The organism is Burkholderia sp. WAC0059 (genome assembly GCF_002870125.1).
GTDB lineage: Bacteria > Pseudomonadota > Gammaproteobacteria > Burkholderiales > Burkholderiaceae > Paraburkholderia.
The window spans coordinates 121,815-137,731 of sequence record NZ_PNEO01000007.1; the positions used below are offsets into that span (position 1 = coordinate 121,815).

Annotated in this window: 14 protein-coding genes; 9 read left to right on the plus strand and 5 right to left on the minus strand. The window is 67.8% G+C overall.

Features of this window, described 5'->3' with window-relative positions; translation table 11 throughout:
* Positions 1-57 precede the first annotated feature (57 nt).
* From CY652_RS09265 to CY652_RS09275, 3 genes are all read left to right on the plus strand, one after another.
* Positions 58-642 carry a peptidylprolyl isomerase gene (locus tag CY652_RS09265; protein ID WP_102130415.1) on the plus strand — a complete coding sequence of 195 codons (585 nt, stop codon included), beginning with the start codon at positions 58-60 and terminating at the stop codon, positions 640-642.
* A gap of 72 nt (positions 643-714) precedes the next feature.
* A complete protein-coding gene (locus CY652_RS09270) occupies positions 715-1,209 on the plus strand; it encodes a peptidylprolyl isomerase (protein ID WP_102130416.1) in 495 nt (164 codons plus the stop codon).
* Positions 1,210-1,228: 19 nt separating this feature from the next.
* Positions 1,229-2,026, plus strand: coding sequence for a UDP-2,3-diacylglucosamine diphosphatase (locus CY652_RS09275; RefSeq protein ID WP_102130417.1), 798 nt, complete (start codon positions 1,229-1,231; stop codon positions 2,024-2,026).
* Between the two features lie 36 nt (positions 2,027-2,062).
* Here CY652_RS09275 and CY652_RS09280 read toward each other — a convergent pair whose 3' ends face one another.
* Positions 2,063-2,914 carry an RNA methyltransferase gene (locus CY652_RS09280; protein WP_374703641.1) on the minus strand — a complete coding sequence of 284 codons (852 nt, stop codon included), beginning with the start codon at positions 2,912-2,914 and terminating at the stop codon, positions 2,063-2,065.
* A 319-nt stretch (positions 2,915-3,233) separates the two neighbouring features.
* Between CY652_RS09280 and CY652_RS09285 the strand changes: the two genes are divergently transcribed.
* The 4 genes from CY652_RS09285 to CY652_RS09300 all read left to right on the plus strand — a co-directional run bounded on the left by CY652_RS09285 (position 3,234) and on the right by CY652_RS09300 (position 9,668).
* Complete coding sequence (locus CY652_RS09285; protein WP_102130418.1) at positions 3,234-4,031, plus strand: inositol monophosphatase family protein; 798 nt, start codon at positions 3,234-3,236, stop codon at positions 4,029-4,031.
* A 165-nt stretch (positions 4,032-4,196) separates the two neighbouring features.
* Positions 4,197-5,495, plus strand: a complete 1,299-nt coding sequence (lplT, locus tag CY652_RS09290; RefSeq protein WP_102130419.1) for a lysophospholipid transporter LplT — start codon at positions 4,197-4,199, stop codon at positions 5,493-5,495.
* An 89-nt stretch (positions 5,496-5,584) separates the two neighbouring features.
* A complete protein-coding gene (gene mutS, locus CY652_RS09295) occupies positions 5,585-8,260 on the plus strand; it encodes a DNA mismatch repair protein MutS (RefSeq protein WP_102130420.1) in 2,676 nt (891 codons plus the stop codon).
* 139 nt (positions 8,261-8,399) lie between these two features.
* Positions 8,400-9,668 carry a hypothetical protein gene (locus tag CY652_RS09300; RefSeq protein WP_180970495.1) on the plus strand — a complete coding sequence of 423 codons (1,269 nt, stop codon included), beginning with the start codon at positions 8,400-8,402 and terminating at the stop codon, positions 9,666-9,668.
* Here the strand turns inward: CY652_RS09300 and CY652_RS09305 are convergent.
* On the minus strand, positions 9,648-10,184 hold the full coding sequence (locus CY652_RS09305) for an FKBP-type peptidyl-prolyl cis-trans isomerase (protein ID WP_102130421.1): 537 nt from the start codon (positions 10,182-10,184) through the stop codon (positions 9,648-9,650). The two genes, CY652_RS09300 and CY652_RS09305, sit on opposite strands and share 21 nt — an antisense overlap.
* A gap of 32 nt (positions 10,185-10,216) precedes the next feature.
* On the opposite strand from CY652_RS09305, the gene CY652_RS09310 reads away from it, so the two are divergent.
* The gene (locus CY652_RS09310; RefSeq protein WP_102130422.1) at positions 10,217-11,494 is read left to right on the plus strand and encodes a cupin domain-containing protein; all 1,278 of its coding nucleotides are present in this window, start codon (positions 10,217-10,219) and stop codon (positions 11,492-11,494) included.
* 230 nt (positions 11,495-11,724) lie between these two features.
* Positions 11,725-12,000: a hypothetical protein gene (locus tag CY652_RS25095; RefSeq protein ID WP_374703642.1), complete on the plus strand. Its 276-nt coding sequence runs from the start codon at positions 11,725-11,727 to the stop codon at positions 11,998-12,000.
* A 183-nt stretch (positions 12,001-12,183) separates the two neighbouring features.
* Here CY652_RS25095 and CY652_RS09325 read toward each other — a convergent pair whose 3' ends face one another.
* From CY652_RS09325 to CY652_RS09335, 3 genes are all read right to left on the minus strand, one after another.
* Positions 12,184-14,412, minus strand: a complete 2,229-nt coding sequence (locus CY652_RS09325; RefSeq protein ID WP_258002251.1) for an ATP-dependent DNA helicase — start codon at positions 14,410-14,412, stop codon at positions 12,184-12,186.
* A gap of 72 nt (positions 14,413-14,484) precedes the next feature.
* Positions 14,485-14,718: a DUF465 domain-containing protein gene (locus CY652_RS09330; protein ID WP_102130425.1), complete on the minus strand. Its 234-nt coding sequence runs from the start codon at positions 14,716-14,718 to the stop codon at positions 14,485-14,487.
* A 75-nt stretch (positions 14,719-14,793) separates the two neighbouring features.
* Positions 14,794-15,822, minus strand: coding sequence for a hypothetical protein (locus tag CY652_RS09335; RefSeq protein ID WP_374703644.1), 1,029 nt, complete (start codon positions 15,820-15,822; stop codon positions 14,794-14,796).
* Positions 15,823-15,917: the final 95 nt, after the last annotated feature.

Below are 15,917 nucleotides of genomic sequence, written 5' to 3' on the forward strand. Positions count from 1 at the left end.
GACGCGGGCCACCTTCCCGTATTCGCTTTTTTTACCCGCTCTTCTTCGAGGACTCTCATGAAATGGTTGATGTTGGCGCTCGGCAGCGCCGCCCTGATCGCGGCCGCGCCCGCCGCCTTCGCGCAAACCGCGCAGTCCGGCGCGGACCCGGTCGTGCTGCTGCACACGAGCGACGGCGACATCCGCGTCGAACTCGATCCGCAGCACGCGCCCAAGACCGTCGCGAACTTTCTCCAGTACGTTCGCGCCGGGCAGTACACCGGCACGATTTTTCACCGCGTGATTCCCGGCTTCATGATCCAGGGCGGCGGCTTCACGACGAGCTACGACGAGAAGCCGACGCGCGCGCCGATTCCGCTCGAAAGCCGCAACGGCCTGAAGAACGCCGTGGGCACGATCGCGATGGCACGCACGAGCGACCCGAACTCGGCGACGGCGCAGTTCTTCATCAACACCGTCGACAACCCCGGGCTCGACTATCCGAATCCCGACGGCAACGGCTATGCCGTGTTCGGCAAGGTCGTCTCGGGCATGGACGTCGTGCGGAAGATCGAATCGACGCCCACCACCACGCGCGGCGCGATGGCCGACGTGCCGCAGACGCCCATCGTGATCGAATCGGCCACGATCGTCAGCCAGTAAATCGCGCGGGCGGGCACGGGCGCTGCTCGCGCGCAGCCATTCATTCACCCTGCTTCCATAAAGGATTCCATCATGGTCGAACTGCATACGAATCACGGCGTCATCAAGCTCGAGCTCGACGCCGAAAAGGCCCCCAAAACGGTCGAGAACTTCCTGAACTACGTGAAGAAAGGCCACTACGACAACACGGTGTTCCATCGCGTGATCGACGGCTTCATGATCCAGGGCGGCGGCTTCGAGCCCGGCATGAAGCAGAAGCCGACCGACGAGCCCATCGAGAACGAGGCGAACAACGGCCTGAAGAACGTGGAGGGCTCGATCGCGATGGCCCGCACGGGCGACCCGCACTCGGCGACGGCGCAGTTCTTCATCAACGTGAACGACAACGACTTCCTCAACCACTCGTCGCCGTCGCCGCAGGGCTGGGGCTACGCCGTGTTCGGCAAGGTCGCCGGGGGCCTCGACGTCGTGAAGAAGATTAAGCAGGTCAAGACCGGCTCGAAGGGCTTCCATCAGGACGTGCCCGTCGACGACGTCGTGATCGAGAAAGCCGTCGTCGTCGAATAAGCGACGCGCGCCCGCACCGATGCTGCAGGACAAGGCACTGCGACACACCGCTGCGGGCGTCCCCGGCGAGGGCAAGCGCCCGCACGCGGCGCGCCCGTTCCTGTTCATCTCGGACCTGCACCTGAACGAGTCGATTCCTCGCACGGTCGAGGCATTCGAGCACTTCGTCCGCGTCACGGCCGACCAGGCCGACTCGGTGTTCATCCTCGGCGACCTGTTCGAGTACTGGATCGGCGACGACATGCTCGCCGATCCCTTCGTCGCGCGCATGACGGCGCTGCTGCGCACGCTCGCCGAGCGCGGCGTCGCGCTCTACGTCATGCACGGCAATCGCGACTTCCTGCTCGGCAAGCGGTTCATGAAGGCCGCGGGCGCGATCTGGCTGCCCGACCCCATCGCGATCACGGCGTTCGGCACGCGCATCGCGCTCGCCCACGGCGACGCGCTGTGCACCGACGACCGCGGCTATCAGTTGTTCCGCCGCTTCGCGCGCGCCCGGCCCATGCAATGGCTCTTTCTCGCCTGGCCGTACCGCTGGCGGCGCGCGCTCGCCGAGCGCATGCGGACCGCCAGCGAAGCGGGTCGCGCACGCCCGCCGCTACCGCGCTACGACGTGACGGCGAGAGGCGTCGCGGCGCTGTTCCGGCACAGCCGCGCGGCCACGATCATCCACGGACACACGCACCGCCCGGCGCAGCATCTCGAGCCCGGCGGCACGCGCTGGGTCTTGCCCGACTGGGACCTGGACCACGGCGAGGCGCGCGGCGGCTATCTGCGAATCGATTCGGAAGGGTTCAGGGCCCTGCCGCTCGATTGAGGCGCCCCGCCCCACGAAGAACGACGCGCGCGGTCTTCAGTCGGACCGCTTCGCGCCGCCGCCCTTCCCCTTGAGCAGCAGAATGTGCTTCGCGATGCCGCGCACGATGTTGACCTCCTCGTATTCGAGGCCCGAGCGCGCGAAAAGCCGGCGCAAGCGCGACATCAGTTTTTTCGGATTCGCCGGATCGAGGAATTCGAGGGCGATCAGCGCGTGCTCGAGATGCGCGAACATCCGCTCGACGTCTTCGCTCGCCGCGAGCGGCGCGCCCGTCGATCCGCCGTCGTCGGGCTGCCCGCCGCCAACCGGGACGGGCATGCCCAGATACGCAAGCCGCAACTCGTAGGACAGCACCTGCACGGCCTGCGCGAGATTGAGCGAGCTGTAGACCGGATTGGCCGGAATGTGCGCCAGCGCACTGCAGCGCTCCACGTCGTCGTTCGAGAGCCCCGTGCGTTCGTTGCCGAACACGAGCGCGACGTCGCCGTGCGGGACCTGCCGGCACGCGTCGACGACCGCCTCGCGCGGCGCGCGCGGCGGCGGCCCGTATTCGCGCGTGCGCGCCGTCAGCGCGAGCGACCAGCGAACGCCGGCCAGCGCGTCGGCCAGCGTCGGCACGATCTGCGCACTCGCCAGCACGTCGTCCGCGCCGCTCGCCATCGCGATCGCCTCCGGATCGTCCTGCACCTGCGCGACGCGCGGCGCGACGAGCACCAACCGCGAGAAGCCCATCGTCTTCAACGCCCGGGCGGCAGCGCCGACGTTGCCCGGATGACTGGGTTCGACGAGCACGAAGCGCGTCGACGCGAAGCCGCCGCGCAGCGGCTCGCGCGCAGCGGCAGGGGAAACGGAAACGGCGGGAACGGCGGAAGCGGCAGGTTCGACCACGGCGAATCTCGATAGACAGCGAAGGAAAACGAGGGGGCAATCCGCTATGGTAGCGCGCCGGCCACCCGCCCCGCGCGGCGCGGGCGCTCGCGCCTGCAAGGGCTGCCCGGACTCGGGTAAAATGACGCCGTTCGCGCGGCCTGCCCGAGCACGCCGGTTTCGGCGAGCTTACGGGGCCGCGCCCTGCTCTTGCCCAATTCGCCTTCCGTGGGCTGGACCGGTGCGCCGACGCACCGCCCAGTCGTCGATCGCGCTTACCGCTTACTGCTGACATGCCCGGCAGGCCGCCCGCGCGGCGCCGGCACAAGGACCCGGACTCATGCATCCCATGCTCAACATCGCTGTCAAGGCCGCCCGCCGCGCCGGACAGATCATCAACCGCGCCTCGCTCGACCTCGATCTCGTGCAGGTCTCGAAGAAGCAGCACAACGATTTCGTCACGGAAGTCGACAAGGCTGCGGAAGCCGCCATCATCGACGCGCTGAAGACGGCCTACCCCGACCACGCCATCCTCGCCGAGGAATCGGGCCGCTCGGAGAACGAATCCGAATACCAGTGGGTCATCGACCCGCTCGACGGCACCACGAACTTCATCCACGGCTTCCAGTATTACTGCGTGTCGATCGCGCTCGTTCACAAGGGCATCGTCACGCAGGCCGTCGTCTACGACCCGACGCGCAACGACCTCTTCACGGCATCGCGCGGCCGCGGCGCGTTCCTGAACGACCGGCGCATCCGCGTCGGCCGGCGCGACCGCCTCGCCGATGGCCTCATCGGCACCGGCTTTCCGTTCCGCGAAAAGGACGGCATCGAAAGCTACCAGTCGCTCTTCGCCGAGATGACCAACGCCTGCGCCGGCCTGCGCCGGCCCGGCGCCGCCGCGCTCGACCTCGCGAACGTCGCCGCGGGCCGCATGGACGGCTTCTTCGAGCAGGGTCTCCATCCGTGGGACGTCGCCGCCGGCGGCCTGCTCGTCACCGAGGCCGGCGGGCTCGTCGGCAACTACACGGGCGACTCCGACTTCCTCCACGTCGGCGAAATCGTCGCGGGCAACCCGAAGCTCTATGCGCAGATGGTGCCGATCCTCACGAAGTACAGCCACGTCAAGCGCGCCTGAACGCCCCGCCGGGCTCTCGCCCATGGACGCCACGCGATCGTCCCGCCACCGACAAAGCGGCTTCGGCCGCTTTTTTGTTAGTGCGCAGGCCCAGCCGTTCCGGATGGTGCGGATCGCGCGAGTTTCGCGGGTCGAGTGGGTTGCATGCCCGGGGCGCCGTCTGCCATGAAAAAAGGTTTCTACACGATCATCGCCGCGCAGTTCGTGTCGTCGCTCGCCGACAACGCGCTCCTCATCGCGGCGATCGCGCAGCTCTCGGCGATCGGCTCGGCCGCCTGGATCACGCCGATGCTGCAGATCTTCTTCACCATCTCGTACGTGGTGCTCGCGCCGTTCGTCGGCGCCTTCGCCGACGCGCTGCAAAAGCGCCACGTCATGTTCGTCTCGAACGCGTTGAAGGCGGTCGGCTGCCTCATGATGATCGCGGGCGTCCATCCGATGATCGCCTACGGCGTGGTCGGCTTCGGCGCCGCCGCCTACTCGCCGGCCAAGTATGGCATCCTGACCGAGCTGCTGCCGGCCGAGCGGCTGATCGCCGCGAACGCCTGGCTCGAATCGGCGACGGTGATCTCGACGATCGCGGGCACGATGCTCGGCGGCGCGCTGATCAGCGCCTACGCGAGCCGCTTCGTCGCGCACGCACACCTGCCGTTGATCCGCTCGTCGGCCGGCCTCGCGATGTTCGCGGTAATGACCACCTACGGCATAGCGGCGGCCATCAACGTCGGCATTCCCGACACGGGCGCGCGCTACGCGAACCGGCTCAGGAAGCCCGGCGTGCTCGTCAGCGATTTCGTCTATTGCTTCAAGGTGCTCTGGACCGACCGGCTGGCGCAGATCGCGCTCTGGGTCACGACGCTGATGTGGGGCGCGGCCGTGACGCTGCAGTTGCTCGTGCTCAAGTGGGCCGACGCGAACCTCGGGCTGTCGCTCTCGAAGGCCGCCGTGATGCAGGGCGTGACCGGCCTCGGCATCGCGCTCGGCGCGAGCGCCGCGGCCACGCGCGTGTCGTTGCGCGCATCGCTGCGCGTGCTGCCCGTCGGCGTCCTCGCCGGCGTGGTCGCGATCGCGATGGCGTTCTACAACCGGAACCTTTTCCCCGCGGGCATGGGCCTCAGGATCGGCGCGTACACGCTGCCGCTCTACCTGCTGCTCGCCTATCCGATGATGGTGCTGCTCGGCACGCTGGCCGGCTTCTTCATCGTGCCGATGAACGCGCTGCTCCAGCATCGCGGCGCGACGCTGCTGTCCGCCGGTCACTCGATCGCCGTGCAGAACTTCAACCAGAACGTCGCCGTGCTGCTGATGCTGGGCGCCTACGCGCTGCTGCTGACCGCCGCGATGCCCGTGCAATGGATCATCGTCGTGTTCGGCACCTTCATCGCCGCGATGATCGCGCTGGCCATGCGCCGCCACGCCACCAACGCGCGCGAAGTCGACCTGCGCGCGATGGTGGACGAATGAGCCCGCGCGCGCCGGCCGTCCGGCCGGCTTTACAGGCGCGCCGCGCGGGTTAAACTCTCGCCCTGAACAACCTGGCTCACGCACCGAGGATGGCTACATACACCGCCGGCGACATCGCGCAGCACACGCCCATGATGCAGCAATACCTGCGCATCAAGGCCGACCACCCGGGCACGCTCGTGTTCTACCGGATGGGCGACTTCTACGAGCTCTTCTTCGAAGACGCCGAGAAGGCCGCGCGCCTGATCGATCTGACACTCACGCAACGCGGCGCGTCGGCGGGCACGCCGATCCGGATGGCGGGCGTGCCGCACCATGCCGTCGAACAGTATCTGGCGAAGCTCGTGAAGCTCGGCGAATCGGTGGCGATCTGCGAGCAGATCGGCGACCCGGCCAGCTCGAAAGGGCCCGTCGAACGCAAGGTGGTGCGCGTCGTCACGCCCGGCACGCTGACCGACGCGGCCCTGCTCGCCGACAAGAACGACGTCTACCTGATGGCCGTCTGCGTCGGGCACAACCGGCGCGGCGTCGCAGTCGACGTGGGCCTCGCCTGGCTGAACCTCGCCAGCGGCGCGCTGCGGCTCGCGCAGGTCGCGCCCGGGCAGGTCGCGGCCACGCTCGAGCGCATTCGCCCGGCCGAGATTCTCGTCGCCGACCGGCCCGCCGGGGAGGAGAACCCGTCGGGCTGGAGCCTGCCCGCCAGCGACGGCGCACTGACCCGCGTGCCCGGCTGGCATTTCGACACCGCCTCGGGCGCCGCGCGGCTCTGCGAGCAGCTAGGCGTGGCCAGTCTCGGCGGCTTCGGCGCGCAGACGCTGCCGAGCGCCTGCGGCGCGGCCGGCGCGCTGCTGCTCTACGCGGCCGCCACCCAAGGCCAGCAGTTGCGCCACGTGCGCAGCCTCAAGGTCGAATCCGAATCCGAATACATCGGCCTCGATCCGGCCACGCGACGCAACCTCGAACTGACCGAGACGCTGCGCGGCACCGAGGCGCCGACGCTGTGCTCGCTGCTCGACACCTGCAGCACCACGATGGGCAGCCGCCTGCTGCGGCACTGGCTCCACCATCCGCCGCGCGACGCCGCCGTCGCGCAAACGCGCCAGCAGGCGATCGGCGCGCTCCTCGACGCGCCGCCGCCCGCGAGCGTCGACACGTTGCGCGGCGCGCTGCGGCAGATCGCCGACATCGAGCGCATCACCGGCCGGCTCGCGCTGCTCTCCGCGCGGCCGCGCGACCTGTCGAGCCTGCGCGACACCTTCGTCGCGCTGCCGGCGCTGCGCGACCAGGTGAGCGCGATGAACGGCGCCTCCGCCTCGCTCGCCCGAATCGGCGACGCGCTCGAACCGCCGGCGGCCTGCGTCGAGTTGCTTCAGCGCGCCGTCGCGCCCGAGCCAGCCGCGATGGTGCGCGACGGCGGCGTAATCGCGCGCGGCTACGACGCCGAGCTCGACGAGCTGCGCGACCTGTCGGAGAACTGCGGCCAGTTCCTGCTCGACCTCGAAACGCGCGAGCGCGCGCGGACCGGGATCGGCAATCTACGCGTCGAGTACAACAAGGTGCACGGCTTCTACATCGAGGTCACGCGCGGCCAGACCGACAAGGTGCCGGACGACTACCGGCGGCGCCAGACGCTGAAGAACGCGGAGCGCTACATCACGCCCGAGCTCAAGACTTTCGAGGACAAGGCGCTGTCCGCCCAGGAGCGCGCGCTCGCGCGCGAACGCGCGCTCTACGAGGCGCTGCTGCAGGCGCTGCTGCCGTTCATCCCGGACTGCCAGCGCGTCGCCGCGGCGCTTGCCGAGCTCGACCTGCTCGCGGCGTTCGCCGAGCGGGCCCGCGCGCTCGACTGGAGCGCGCCGGAATTTTCCGATGCGGCAGGCATCGAAATCGAACAAGGGCGGCACCCCGTCGTCGAAGCCCAGGTCGAACAGTTCATCGCGAACGACTGCATGCTGAATGCCGACCGCAAGCTGCTGCTGATCACCGGGCCGAACATGGGCGGCAAGTCCACGTTCATGCGTCAGACCGCGCTGATCGCCCTGCTCGCCTACGTCGGCAGCTACGTGCCGGCGAGGCGCGCGCGCTTCGGCCCGATCGACCGCATCTTCACGCGCATCGGCGCGGCCGACGATCTCGCGGGCGGCCGTTCCACGTTCATGGTCGAGATGACCGAAGCCGCCGCGATTCTCAACGACGCCACGCCGCAAAGCCTCGTACTGATGGACGAAATCGGCCGCGGCACGTCCACGTTCGACGGCCTCGCGCTCGCCTGGGCCATTGCCCGGCACATGCTTGCGAGCAACGGCTGCCATACGCTGTTCGCCACGCATTACTTCGAGCTCACACAACTGCCGGCGGAGTTCCCGCAGGCCGCCAACGTGCATCTGTCCGCGGTCGAGCACGATCACGGCATCGTGTTCCTGCACGCGGTCGAAGAAGGACCGGCGAACCAGAGCTACGGCCTGCAGGTCGCGCAGCTCGCCGGCGTGCCGGCAACCGTCATCCGCGCGGCACGCAAGCATCTCGCGCATCTCGAACAGCAGTCGGCAGGACAGAACGCGCCGCAGCTCGACCTGTTCGCGGCGCCTCGCGCCGAAACGACGACGGACGAATTCGAAGTCAACGACGCGCAGCCGGACCCGGCTGCCACGGCGCTCGCCGAGCGCCTGCGCGCACTGGACCCCAACGAGTTGCGTCCGCGCGACGCGCTCGATCTGCTCTATGAACTGCACGAGCTGGCCACCGCGCCGGACGGGAAACGCTGAGCCCCGTCCCCACGCTTCCCGGGCGCCGCTGCAGGACAGCGGCCGCGCAACGCTGCCTATCGCCCGTTGCGCGCGTTACCTGTATGCCGCGCTGGCCGGCCTCGGCCTCCTGTTCGCCGTTCACGCCGATGCGCATACCGTGGGATCGCGTTATGCCTTCGCCGTCGTCGCCGACGTCATGCGGCAACCGGCCGACGAAGCCGCCGCGCAACGGCTGGTCGACGCGCTGAGCCGCGATCCCTCGCTCTCGTTCGTCGTCTATGACGGCAACATCAAGGGCGTCGACGAGCCCTGCAACGACACGCTCTATGCTCGGCGCCAAACCTTGCTGGACGCCGCCCGTCCCGCGCTGATCTTCGTGCCGGGCGAATACGACTGGGTCAGCTGCGGATCGACGCCGGACGGCAGTTACGACCCGGACGAGCGGCTCGATCTGCTGCGCCAGACGATCTTCGCCGACACGTCGTCGCTGGGCCAGAATCCGCTGCCGTTCATGCGCGAAAGCGAAGTGCCACGCTTCCGGCCGTACCGGGAAAACGTGCGCTGGCAGCTCGGCGACACCCTCTTCATTGCGCTGAATCTGCCGGGCGGCAACAATCATTATCTGGACGCCGGCGGACGCAACGGCGAATTCGACGACCGCACGATCGCCAATGCGTTCTGGCTCGAACACGCGGCCGAGTATGCGAAGCGGCGCAACGCGCGGGCCATCGTGATCTTCGTCCAGGCCGATCCGTTCGTCGAGCGCAATGCGCGCCGCGACCGCTTCGACTGGCTGCATTTCGGCCGCCGGCCGCCGCGCGACGGATACGAGGAATTCCGGCGCAGCCTCGTCACGCTGGCCCAGATATTCCACGGGCCCGTCCTCATCGTCCACGGCGACGGCGGCCGGCTCGCGCACGGCGTCCTGATCGACCAGCCGTTGCGCAACGAACGGGGCGCGAAGGTTGGAAACGTCACGGGCATCGCCATTGCGCTGCGCGATCCGTCCGCGCAATGGCTGCAAGTCGACGTCGATCCGGGACGGCGCCCGCAGTTGCAGGTCAGCGTGCGCGACGTGCCGAAGAACCTGCCGCCGCTGCCGCCGCCCCCGCCGAAGCCGATACCGCCGTACGATGCCGAAGCCACCGAGGTGCCCGAGATCACCTCGGCATCCGGCGCCTCCGCCGTCCCGGAGGCGCAGCCGGGCACGCCGGACGTGCCGCAGAATGCGTCGGCCGCCCAGCCGTCGGGACAGGCGTCGTCCCCGGCAGGTCAGATGTCGTCGGAATTGGCGCCTGACACGGCGCCGGGAATATTGCAAATGCCGCAGCCTGCGGCGGGCAGCCCGAGCACGCTGCCGCGGCCGACGCTCATCGAGCCGCCGGCCAGCGGCGCCGCGCGGAACTCAATGCAGCGTGGGTTTTGAATCTTCCTCGTCGTCGTCATCTTCGTCGACGACTTCGATGCCATCGGCACCGTGCGCGTGTTCGTGCTCGATCTCGTCCTCGGTGGCGTGACGCACTTCCTTGACGGTCAGCGCGAAGCGCAGCGCCATGCCGGCCAGCGGATGGTTGCCGTCCAGCACGACCTTGTCTTCCGCGACGTCGGTCACCGTATAGACGAGCGCGTCGAGATCCTCGTCGCCCTCCTCCGGCGTCCCCTCGAACTGCATGCCGACTTCGAGCGGTTCGGGAAAACGGTCGCGCGGCTCGACCTTCACGAGTTCGGGATCGTACTCGCCGAACGCATCCTGCGGCTCGAGTTGAACCTGGGTTTCGAAACCCGGCTCCTGGCCGTCCAGCACTTCCTCGATCTTGGGGAACGTGCCATCATAGCCGCCGTGCAGATAGATCATCGGCTCGTCGCTTTCCTCGATCAGATTGCCCTGCGCATCCGACAGCCTGTAAGCGACCGACACGACCGTGTCTTTTGCAATCTTCATTCGTTCCTCCAGAATACAGACCTCATTATACGATGCCCGGACGGTCCCCTAACCAACCGTCGAGGTTGCACGCAGACCGCCGGCGCAAGCCGGCAGGCACGGCACCGCAAGCCGTTTCGAAACCGGTTTCGCCGCTATCCGCGTGCCCGGCGCCGGACGTGCCGACGCCGCTACTCGGCAATCTCAGCCCGGCGCAATTCATGCGCCGCTACTGGCAGAAAAAACCGCTGCTGATCCGCAACGCCATTCCCGGCATCGTCGCGCCACTTTCGCGCGACGAACTGTTCGCACTGGCCGACGACGACGAGGTCGAATCGCGCCTCGTCACGCATTTCCGCCAGCGCTGGACGCTCGAGCACGGACCGTTTTCGGGCGACGCTCTGCCGTCCACGCGCCGGCGCGCCTGGACGCTGCTCGTTCAGGGCGTGGACTTGCACAACGACAACGCACGGGCCTTGCTGGAGCGTTTTCGTTTCGTTCCCGACGCGCGGCTCGACGACCTGATGATCTCGTACGCGACCGATGGCGGCGGCGTCGGCCCGCATTTCGACTCCTACGACGTGTTTTTGCTGCAGGTGCACGGCAAGCGGCGCTGGCGGTTCGGTGCCCAGCGCGACCTGACGCTGCGCGGGGGACTGCCGCTCAAGGTGCTCGAACATTTCGAGCCCGAGGAGGAATGGGTGCTCGAGCCGGGCGACATGCTGTACCTGCCGCCGCACATCGCGCACGACGGCGTGGCCGAAGGCGAATGCATGACCTGTTCGATCGGCTTTCGCGCGCCGTCGGCTTCCGAATTGACCCGGCAATTCCTCTATTACCTGGCCGAGCGCGGCACCGAAGGCGCCCCCGCGGACGACACGCGCTATCGCGATCCGCAGCAGCCCGCGGTCGCCCACCCCGCGGCGCTGCCGCCGGCGCTCGTGGAACGCGTCGCCGGCATGCTCTCGAAGATGCGCTGGCGCGAAGCCGACGTCGCCTCGTTCCTGGGCACGTATCTGAGCGAACCGAAGCCCGCGGTCGTGTTCGATCCGCCGGCGCGTCCGCTCGACGAGGCCCGTTTTGCGGCACGCGCGGCACGCGCCGGCTTGCGGCTCGATCGCAAAACCATCCTGCTTTACGATGCGTGCCGATATTTCCTGAATGGGGAACAGTATGTGCTGGCGAAAGCAAAAAAATGGCTGCCGTCGTTCGCCGATCAGCGCCGTTTGAGTGGGAAACGCTTTGTAACACTCTCACACGATTCGTCGGTGACAGCATTGCTGCACGAGTGGTATTGTGCGGGCTGGATACGGTTGGGGGAGCTTGCCTAAGGCCTCCAGGCTGCTATACCGTACTAATATGGTTGTTGTATGAGAAAGACAACGTATTGGCCCCGGATTTATCGACGGTCGATGCGAAAGTGCCTATAATTTCCGCCCAGGCCGTAGGGAAGATCCGCGCTGTTGCAGTGCATTTCCACCAGCGGCCCAGGTCGGTGTTGGAGCACATTACCGGTATTATTTGCGCTGTTGCTTACCTTTAACCATAAAAGGACGTGATCATGAAGAAATCCCTCCTCGTAGCATCCCTGTTGGCAGCCGTGGCCCTGGCGGCGTGCAGCAAGAGCAGCGATCAAGCCGCTGCGCCGGCTAGCGACGCAACCGCCGCCTCGGCTCCGGCTGCGGCTGCTTCGGACGCCACGACTGCTGCGAGCGACGCCACGGCTGCGGCTTCGGACGCTACGGCCGCGAGCGACTCCTCGGCCGCTTCGGACAGCGCCGCTGCTTCGGACGCTTCCGCTTCGGACGCCGCTCCGGCTTCGGGCGCCAGCCAGTAAGCTGCCGACACGCGGCGCCTGCCACCGCGCAGACGCCGCGACGGAGCATCGGGTTGCCGCCCGGCAACCCGGCAGGAAAGCAAAAAAGCCACGAATATCGAGTTCGTGGCTTTTTTGTTACCGATCCTGCATTTTTCTTTCCCGGCGCGGCGTCCTGTCGCCCTCTCGTCCGGGCACCGGCAATTATGAAGCCGCGTCGGTGCCGAAGAACGCCTGCACCGCGCCAATTTCGCGCGTCCGCCTGAACGGCGGCAGGCTTTGCCAGATGCGACGGCCGTACGGCTTGTCGACGATACGCGTATCGCAGATCATCAGCACGCCGCGATCGGTCTCCGCACGGATCAACCGACCCGCGCCCTGCTTGAGCGTGATGACGGCCTGCGGCAACTGGTGAACCGCGAACGGGCTCAAACCTTTCTTCGTCAGCGCGTCGAGCCGTGCAGACAACACCGGGTCGTCGGGCGGCGCGAACGGCAGTTTGTCGATAACGACCAGCGACAAAGCGTCGCCGCGCACGTCGACGCCCTCCCAGAAGCTCTGGCTCCCGACCAGGATCGCGTTCCCGTACGAACGGAACCGCTCCAGCAACTCGGTGCGGCTCGCATCGCCCTGCACGAGAAGCGGCATGTTCCAGCCGCGCGCGGCGATCGTGTCGCGCAACTTCGTCGCAATACGGTCGACGGCACGCAGCGTCGTGCACAGCATGAATACGCCGCCACCCGATGCCTCGATGGCCGGCAGCGCGGCGTCGAATACCGCATCGGTAAACTGCGGCGAGGACGGCTGCGGCAAATTGCGCGGAACGTAAAGCAGTCCTTGAGACGGATAGTCGAACGGGCTCGGCAGGCTCATCGAGCGCCGCGCGTTCAATCCCATCTGCGCAGCATAGTGCGTGAAATCGCCGCGCACCGAAAGCGTCGCCGACGTGAAAATCCAGGTGCGCGGCACCCCCGCGCGCTGCTTCGCGAAGATCGGCGCGACCGAGAGCGGGGTTTCGTGCAGTTGGACCGTGTGCGAGAACACCTCGACCCAGCGCACTTTTTCGTTCGGATCGCCGGCCTCGCCCGCTTCCCCATTCGCCGGTCGCTGCTCGTCCGCACCCGACCCGGCAACCGCAGGCGCAGTCCAGCCCGCAAGCGCGCCCTGCAACTCCCGGGCTCGGCGCAGGCATGCCCCGAGCGACTCCGCGCGCTCGGCCTGGCCGGCCAGCGCCGTCGCGAGCGTGCCGAGTTCAGCATCGAGCGCATCGAGCGCATCGAACAGCGGATGATCGCCGGGCAACTGCGCGACCGAAAGACGCAACGTGTCCTCGCGGAACGCGAGCCGGACGTCGCGTGCCGCGCGTTCGAGCGCCGCACCCAGCTTGACCCACTCCACTGCATCGCGCGCATGCCCCAGCCCTTCGGCTACGCTGTCGCGCGCCAGTTCGAGAAACTGCGTGGTCGACAGCGTCTCGCCGAAGAACAGCGTCGCCGTTTCGGGCAGTTGGTGCGCCTCGTCGAAGATGATCGTGTTCGCGCTCGGCAGCAGTTCCGCCATGCCGGTATCGCGCAGCATGATGTCCGCGAAGAACAGGTGGTGATTGACGACCACGATGTCGGCCTGCTGCGCCTCGCGGCGCGCCTGCATCACGAAACAGTCCTTGTAGTGCGGGCATTCCTGACCGAGGCAGTTGTCGCGCGTCGACGTCACCATCGGCCACACGGCCGCCGTTTCGGGCACGCTCGCCAACTCGGCCTTGTCGCCCGAGCGCGTGATCTTCGAGAAGCGGACGATCTCCTGAAGCCAGGCCGTCTCCTGCCGCGACGGCAGCCGGCCGTTGTCGGCGGCCCGCTGCAGATAGTAGTGGCAGAGATAATTCGCGCGCCCCTTGAGCATCGCGACGGTCACGGGCACGGCCAGCGCGTCGCGCACGGTCGGGAGGTCGCGCTGAAAGAGCTGGTCCTGGAGATGCTTCGTGCCCGTGGAAACGATGACCTTGCCGCCCCAGAGCATGGCGGGCACGAGATACGCGTAGGTCTTGCCGGTGCCCGTGCCGGCCTCGACGATCAGGGTGTTGCCGCCGTCACCGGTGGAGGCGTCGGCACCTGCATCGCGCGGCGGCTCGCCGGCCTGCCCCGCCGCGGTCTGCAAACGCCGCGCGGGACGCGCATGGGCCTCGAACATGACGGGCTCGGGCAACGCGCGCGCCGCGGCTTCCATGGCGGCCGCGACGGCCCGGGCCATCTCGATCTGCGCGGCCCGCGGGCGATAGCCGTCGATCTGACGGGCCAACAGGCCATCGGCCGAGAAAATGTCGTCGAGTTCGGCGGCATGCCGTGCACTGGGCATCGGCACGCCCTCGCCGGCATGATCGGGCGGCGTGACGCCTCCGGATGCGCTTCGGGAAAGCGAGTCTGTCAGTGAATTCAAGGCAAGCGGTTCCTGCTGGGTCCGGAGGGCACGCGGCCTCGCCGTGCCCCGACGCCTGCCAGGGCGGGCCCGTCAGGCGCGCCGGTCCGATGTGTTCATTGAATCGGGGTCCAGTTGCAATTGCAACAGGATGATATTGTCCTTGACCTTGAGCTTGCGCTTTTTCAGCCGCTGCAGTTCGAGATCGTCCGTGCCGGGCACGCCGGCCATCCGCTCGATCAGGCGATCGAGGTCGCCGTGCTCCGCTTCGAGTTGCAGAATGCGGTCGCGAAGGACCTCGGACTTGATTTCACGATGCTCGTGCATGCTCGCCTCCTCGACTATACGGCCCAGGCCCGTTCCGGGCGCTGCGCCTGAGGTTGCTCTCTGTCCGGCAAAAACCTACTGATCCTGCTCCTGCTGCTCTCGCTGCTGCTCCTGCCGTTGCTGCTGCTCCTGCTGTTGCTGTTGTTGCTGCTGGGCAGCCTTTTCGGCCGCCTGCTTCTGGCGCGCCTCGACGTCGGCCTTGTGCTGCGCGGCGTCCGTCTGCTTCTGTTGATAATGCTGGACCCGTTCGACGCGCTCCTGGGCCTGCTGCTGCCCCTGGCGACGCGCCGCCTCGAGCTGCGCCTGGAAGGCCGACTGACTCTCGCCATAGGCCGTCGCCCCCGATACACCCTGCGGTACGCTGACGCCGCGGTTCGCCTCGTCGAGCGCGTGCTGACGCTGCTTTTCCTCGTACGTCGCCACGTTCACGGCACGCTGCGGCGCCTCCGCGGCGCGCTGGGCCTGGTCGAGCGCGTTCTGGCGCTGCTTGTCCTCGTATGCCTGCACGTTGCGCGCCTCGTTGGCGGCACGCTGCGGCGCGTCGGCCTCGTCCTGCGCGCGCTGCAACGCCGCCTGCCGGTCGCGCTGCTGCGCATGCGCGGCGCGCTGCTCGACGTCGAGCGCAAGCTGCTTCTGCCGGATGTCCGCCTGCACGACGCGCATCTGGTCCCGCGCCTTGCCGAGGCAATGATTGACGAAGAACCCGCTGTAGCAGTTGTGCTCAGCCACCGCATAGCGATAGTTGTTCTCCGCCGCGCGACGGTCCAGCACCGCCTGCCGCGTATCGAAATCTTTGGCCTGCGCGGCCGCCTTCGCCGCCGCATCCGACGCATCGTTCGGCGGCACGGCGGCCACGCCCGACGCCGCAGAGGCCGGCAGCGCCTCCGAAGGCATCGGAGACGTCGCCGAGGCCGTCGACGTCGAGACCGCCTCTTGACTCGCGGCTTCGGACTGGGCCCATACGGGAGTGTGCGCCTGCACCGCCCAGATCGCCGCGCAGACCGCTGCACGGGCAACGGACGACGGCACCAAACCGGGTTGCGTGCCGAACCGGACGCGAGGCAAGCGGGGAATCGTCAACGTCATGACAAAGCTGCGGAACATGGGCGAAATTCTAACACCCGGCCTGGACGCCCGGGCATTTATGGCAAAATGCCCGGCTCGATCGGCCTGCCGGCGCCCGCCCGCATGGCTTTCGG

What these genes read in the sequence shown, in the direction of transcription:
- CY652_RS09265 (WP_102130415.1), top strand. Translation starts at nt 58, where the DNA reads ATGAAATGGTTGATGTTGGCGCTCGGCAGCGCCGCCCTGATCGCGGCC.
- CY652_RS09270 (WP_102130416.1), top strand. Translation starts at nt 715, where the DNA reads ATGGTCGAACTGCATACGAATCACGGCGTCATCAAGCTCGAGCTCGAC.
- CY652_RS09275 (WP_102130417.1), top strand. Translation starts at nt 1,229, where the DNA reads ATGCTGCAGGACAAGGCACTGCGACACACCGCTGCGGGCGTCCCCGGC.
- CY652_RS09285 (WP_102130418.1), top strand. Translation starts at nt 3,234, where the DNA reads ATGCATCCCATGCTCAACATCGCTGTCAAGGCCGCCCGCCGCGCCGGA.
- lplT (WP_102130419.1), top strand. Translation starts at nt 4,197, where the DNA reads ATGAAAAAAGGTTTCTACACGATCATCGCCGCGCAGTTCGTGTCGTCG.
- mutS (WP_102130420.1), top strand. Translation starts at nt 5,585, where the DNA reads ATGGCTACATACACCGCCGGCGACATCGCGCAGCACACGCCCATGATG.
- CY652_RS09305 (WP_102130421.1), bottom strand. Translation starts at nt 10,184, where the DNA reads ATGAAGATTGCAAAAGACACGGTCGTGTCGGTCGCTTACAGGCTGTCG.
- CY652_RS09310 (WP_102130422.1), top strand. Translation starts at nt 10,217, where the DNA reads ATGCCCGGACGGTCCCCTAACCAACCGTCGAGGTTGCACGCAGACCGC.
- CY652_RS25095 (WP_374703642.1), top strand. Translation starts at nt 11,725, where the DNA reads ATGAAGAAATCCCTCCTCGTAGCATCCCTGTTGGCAGCCGTGGCCCTG.
- CY652_RS09330 (WP_102130425.1), bottom strand. Translation starts at nt 14,718, where the DNA reads ATGCACGAGCATCGTGAAATCAAGTCCGAGGTCCTTCGCGACCGCATT.
- CY652_RS09335 (WP_374703644.1), bottom strand. Translation starts at nt 15,822, where the DNA reads ATGTTCCGCAGCTTTGTCATGACGTTGACGATTCCCCGCTTGCCTCGC.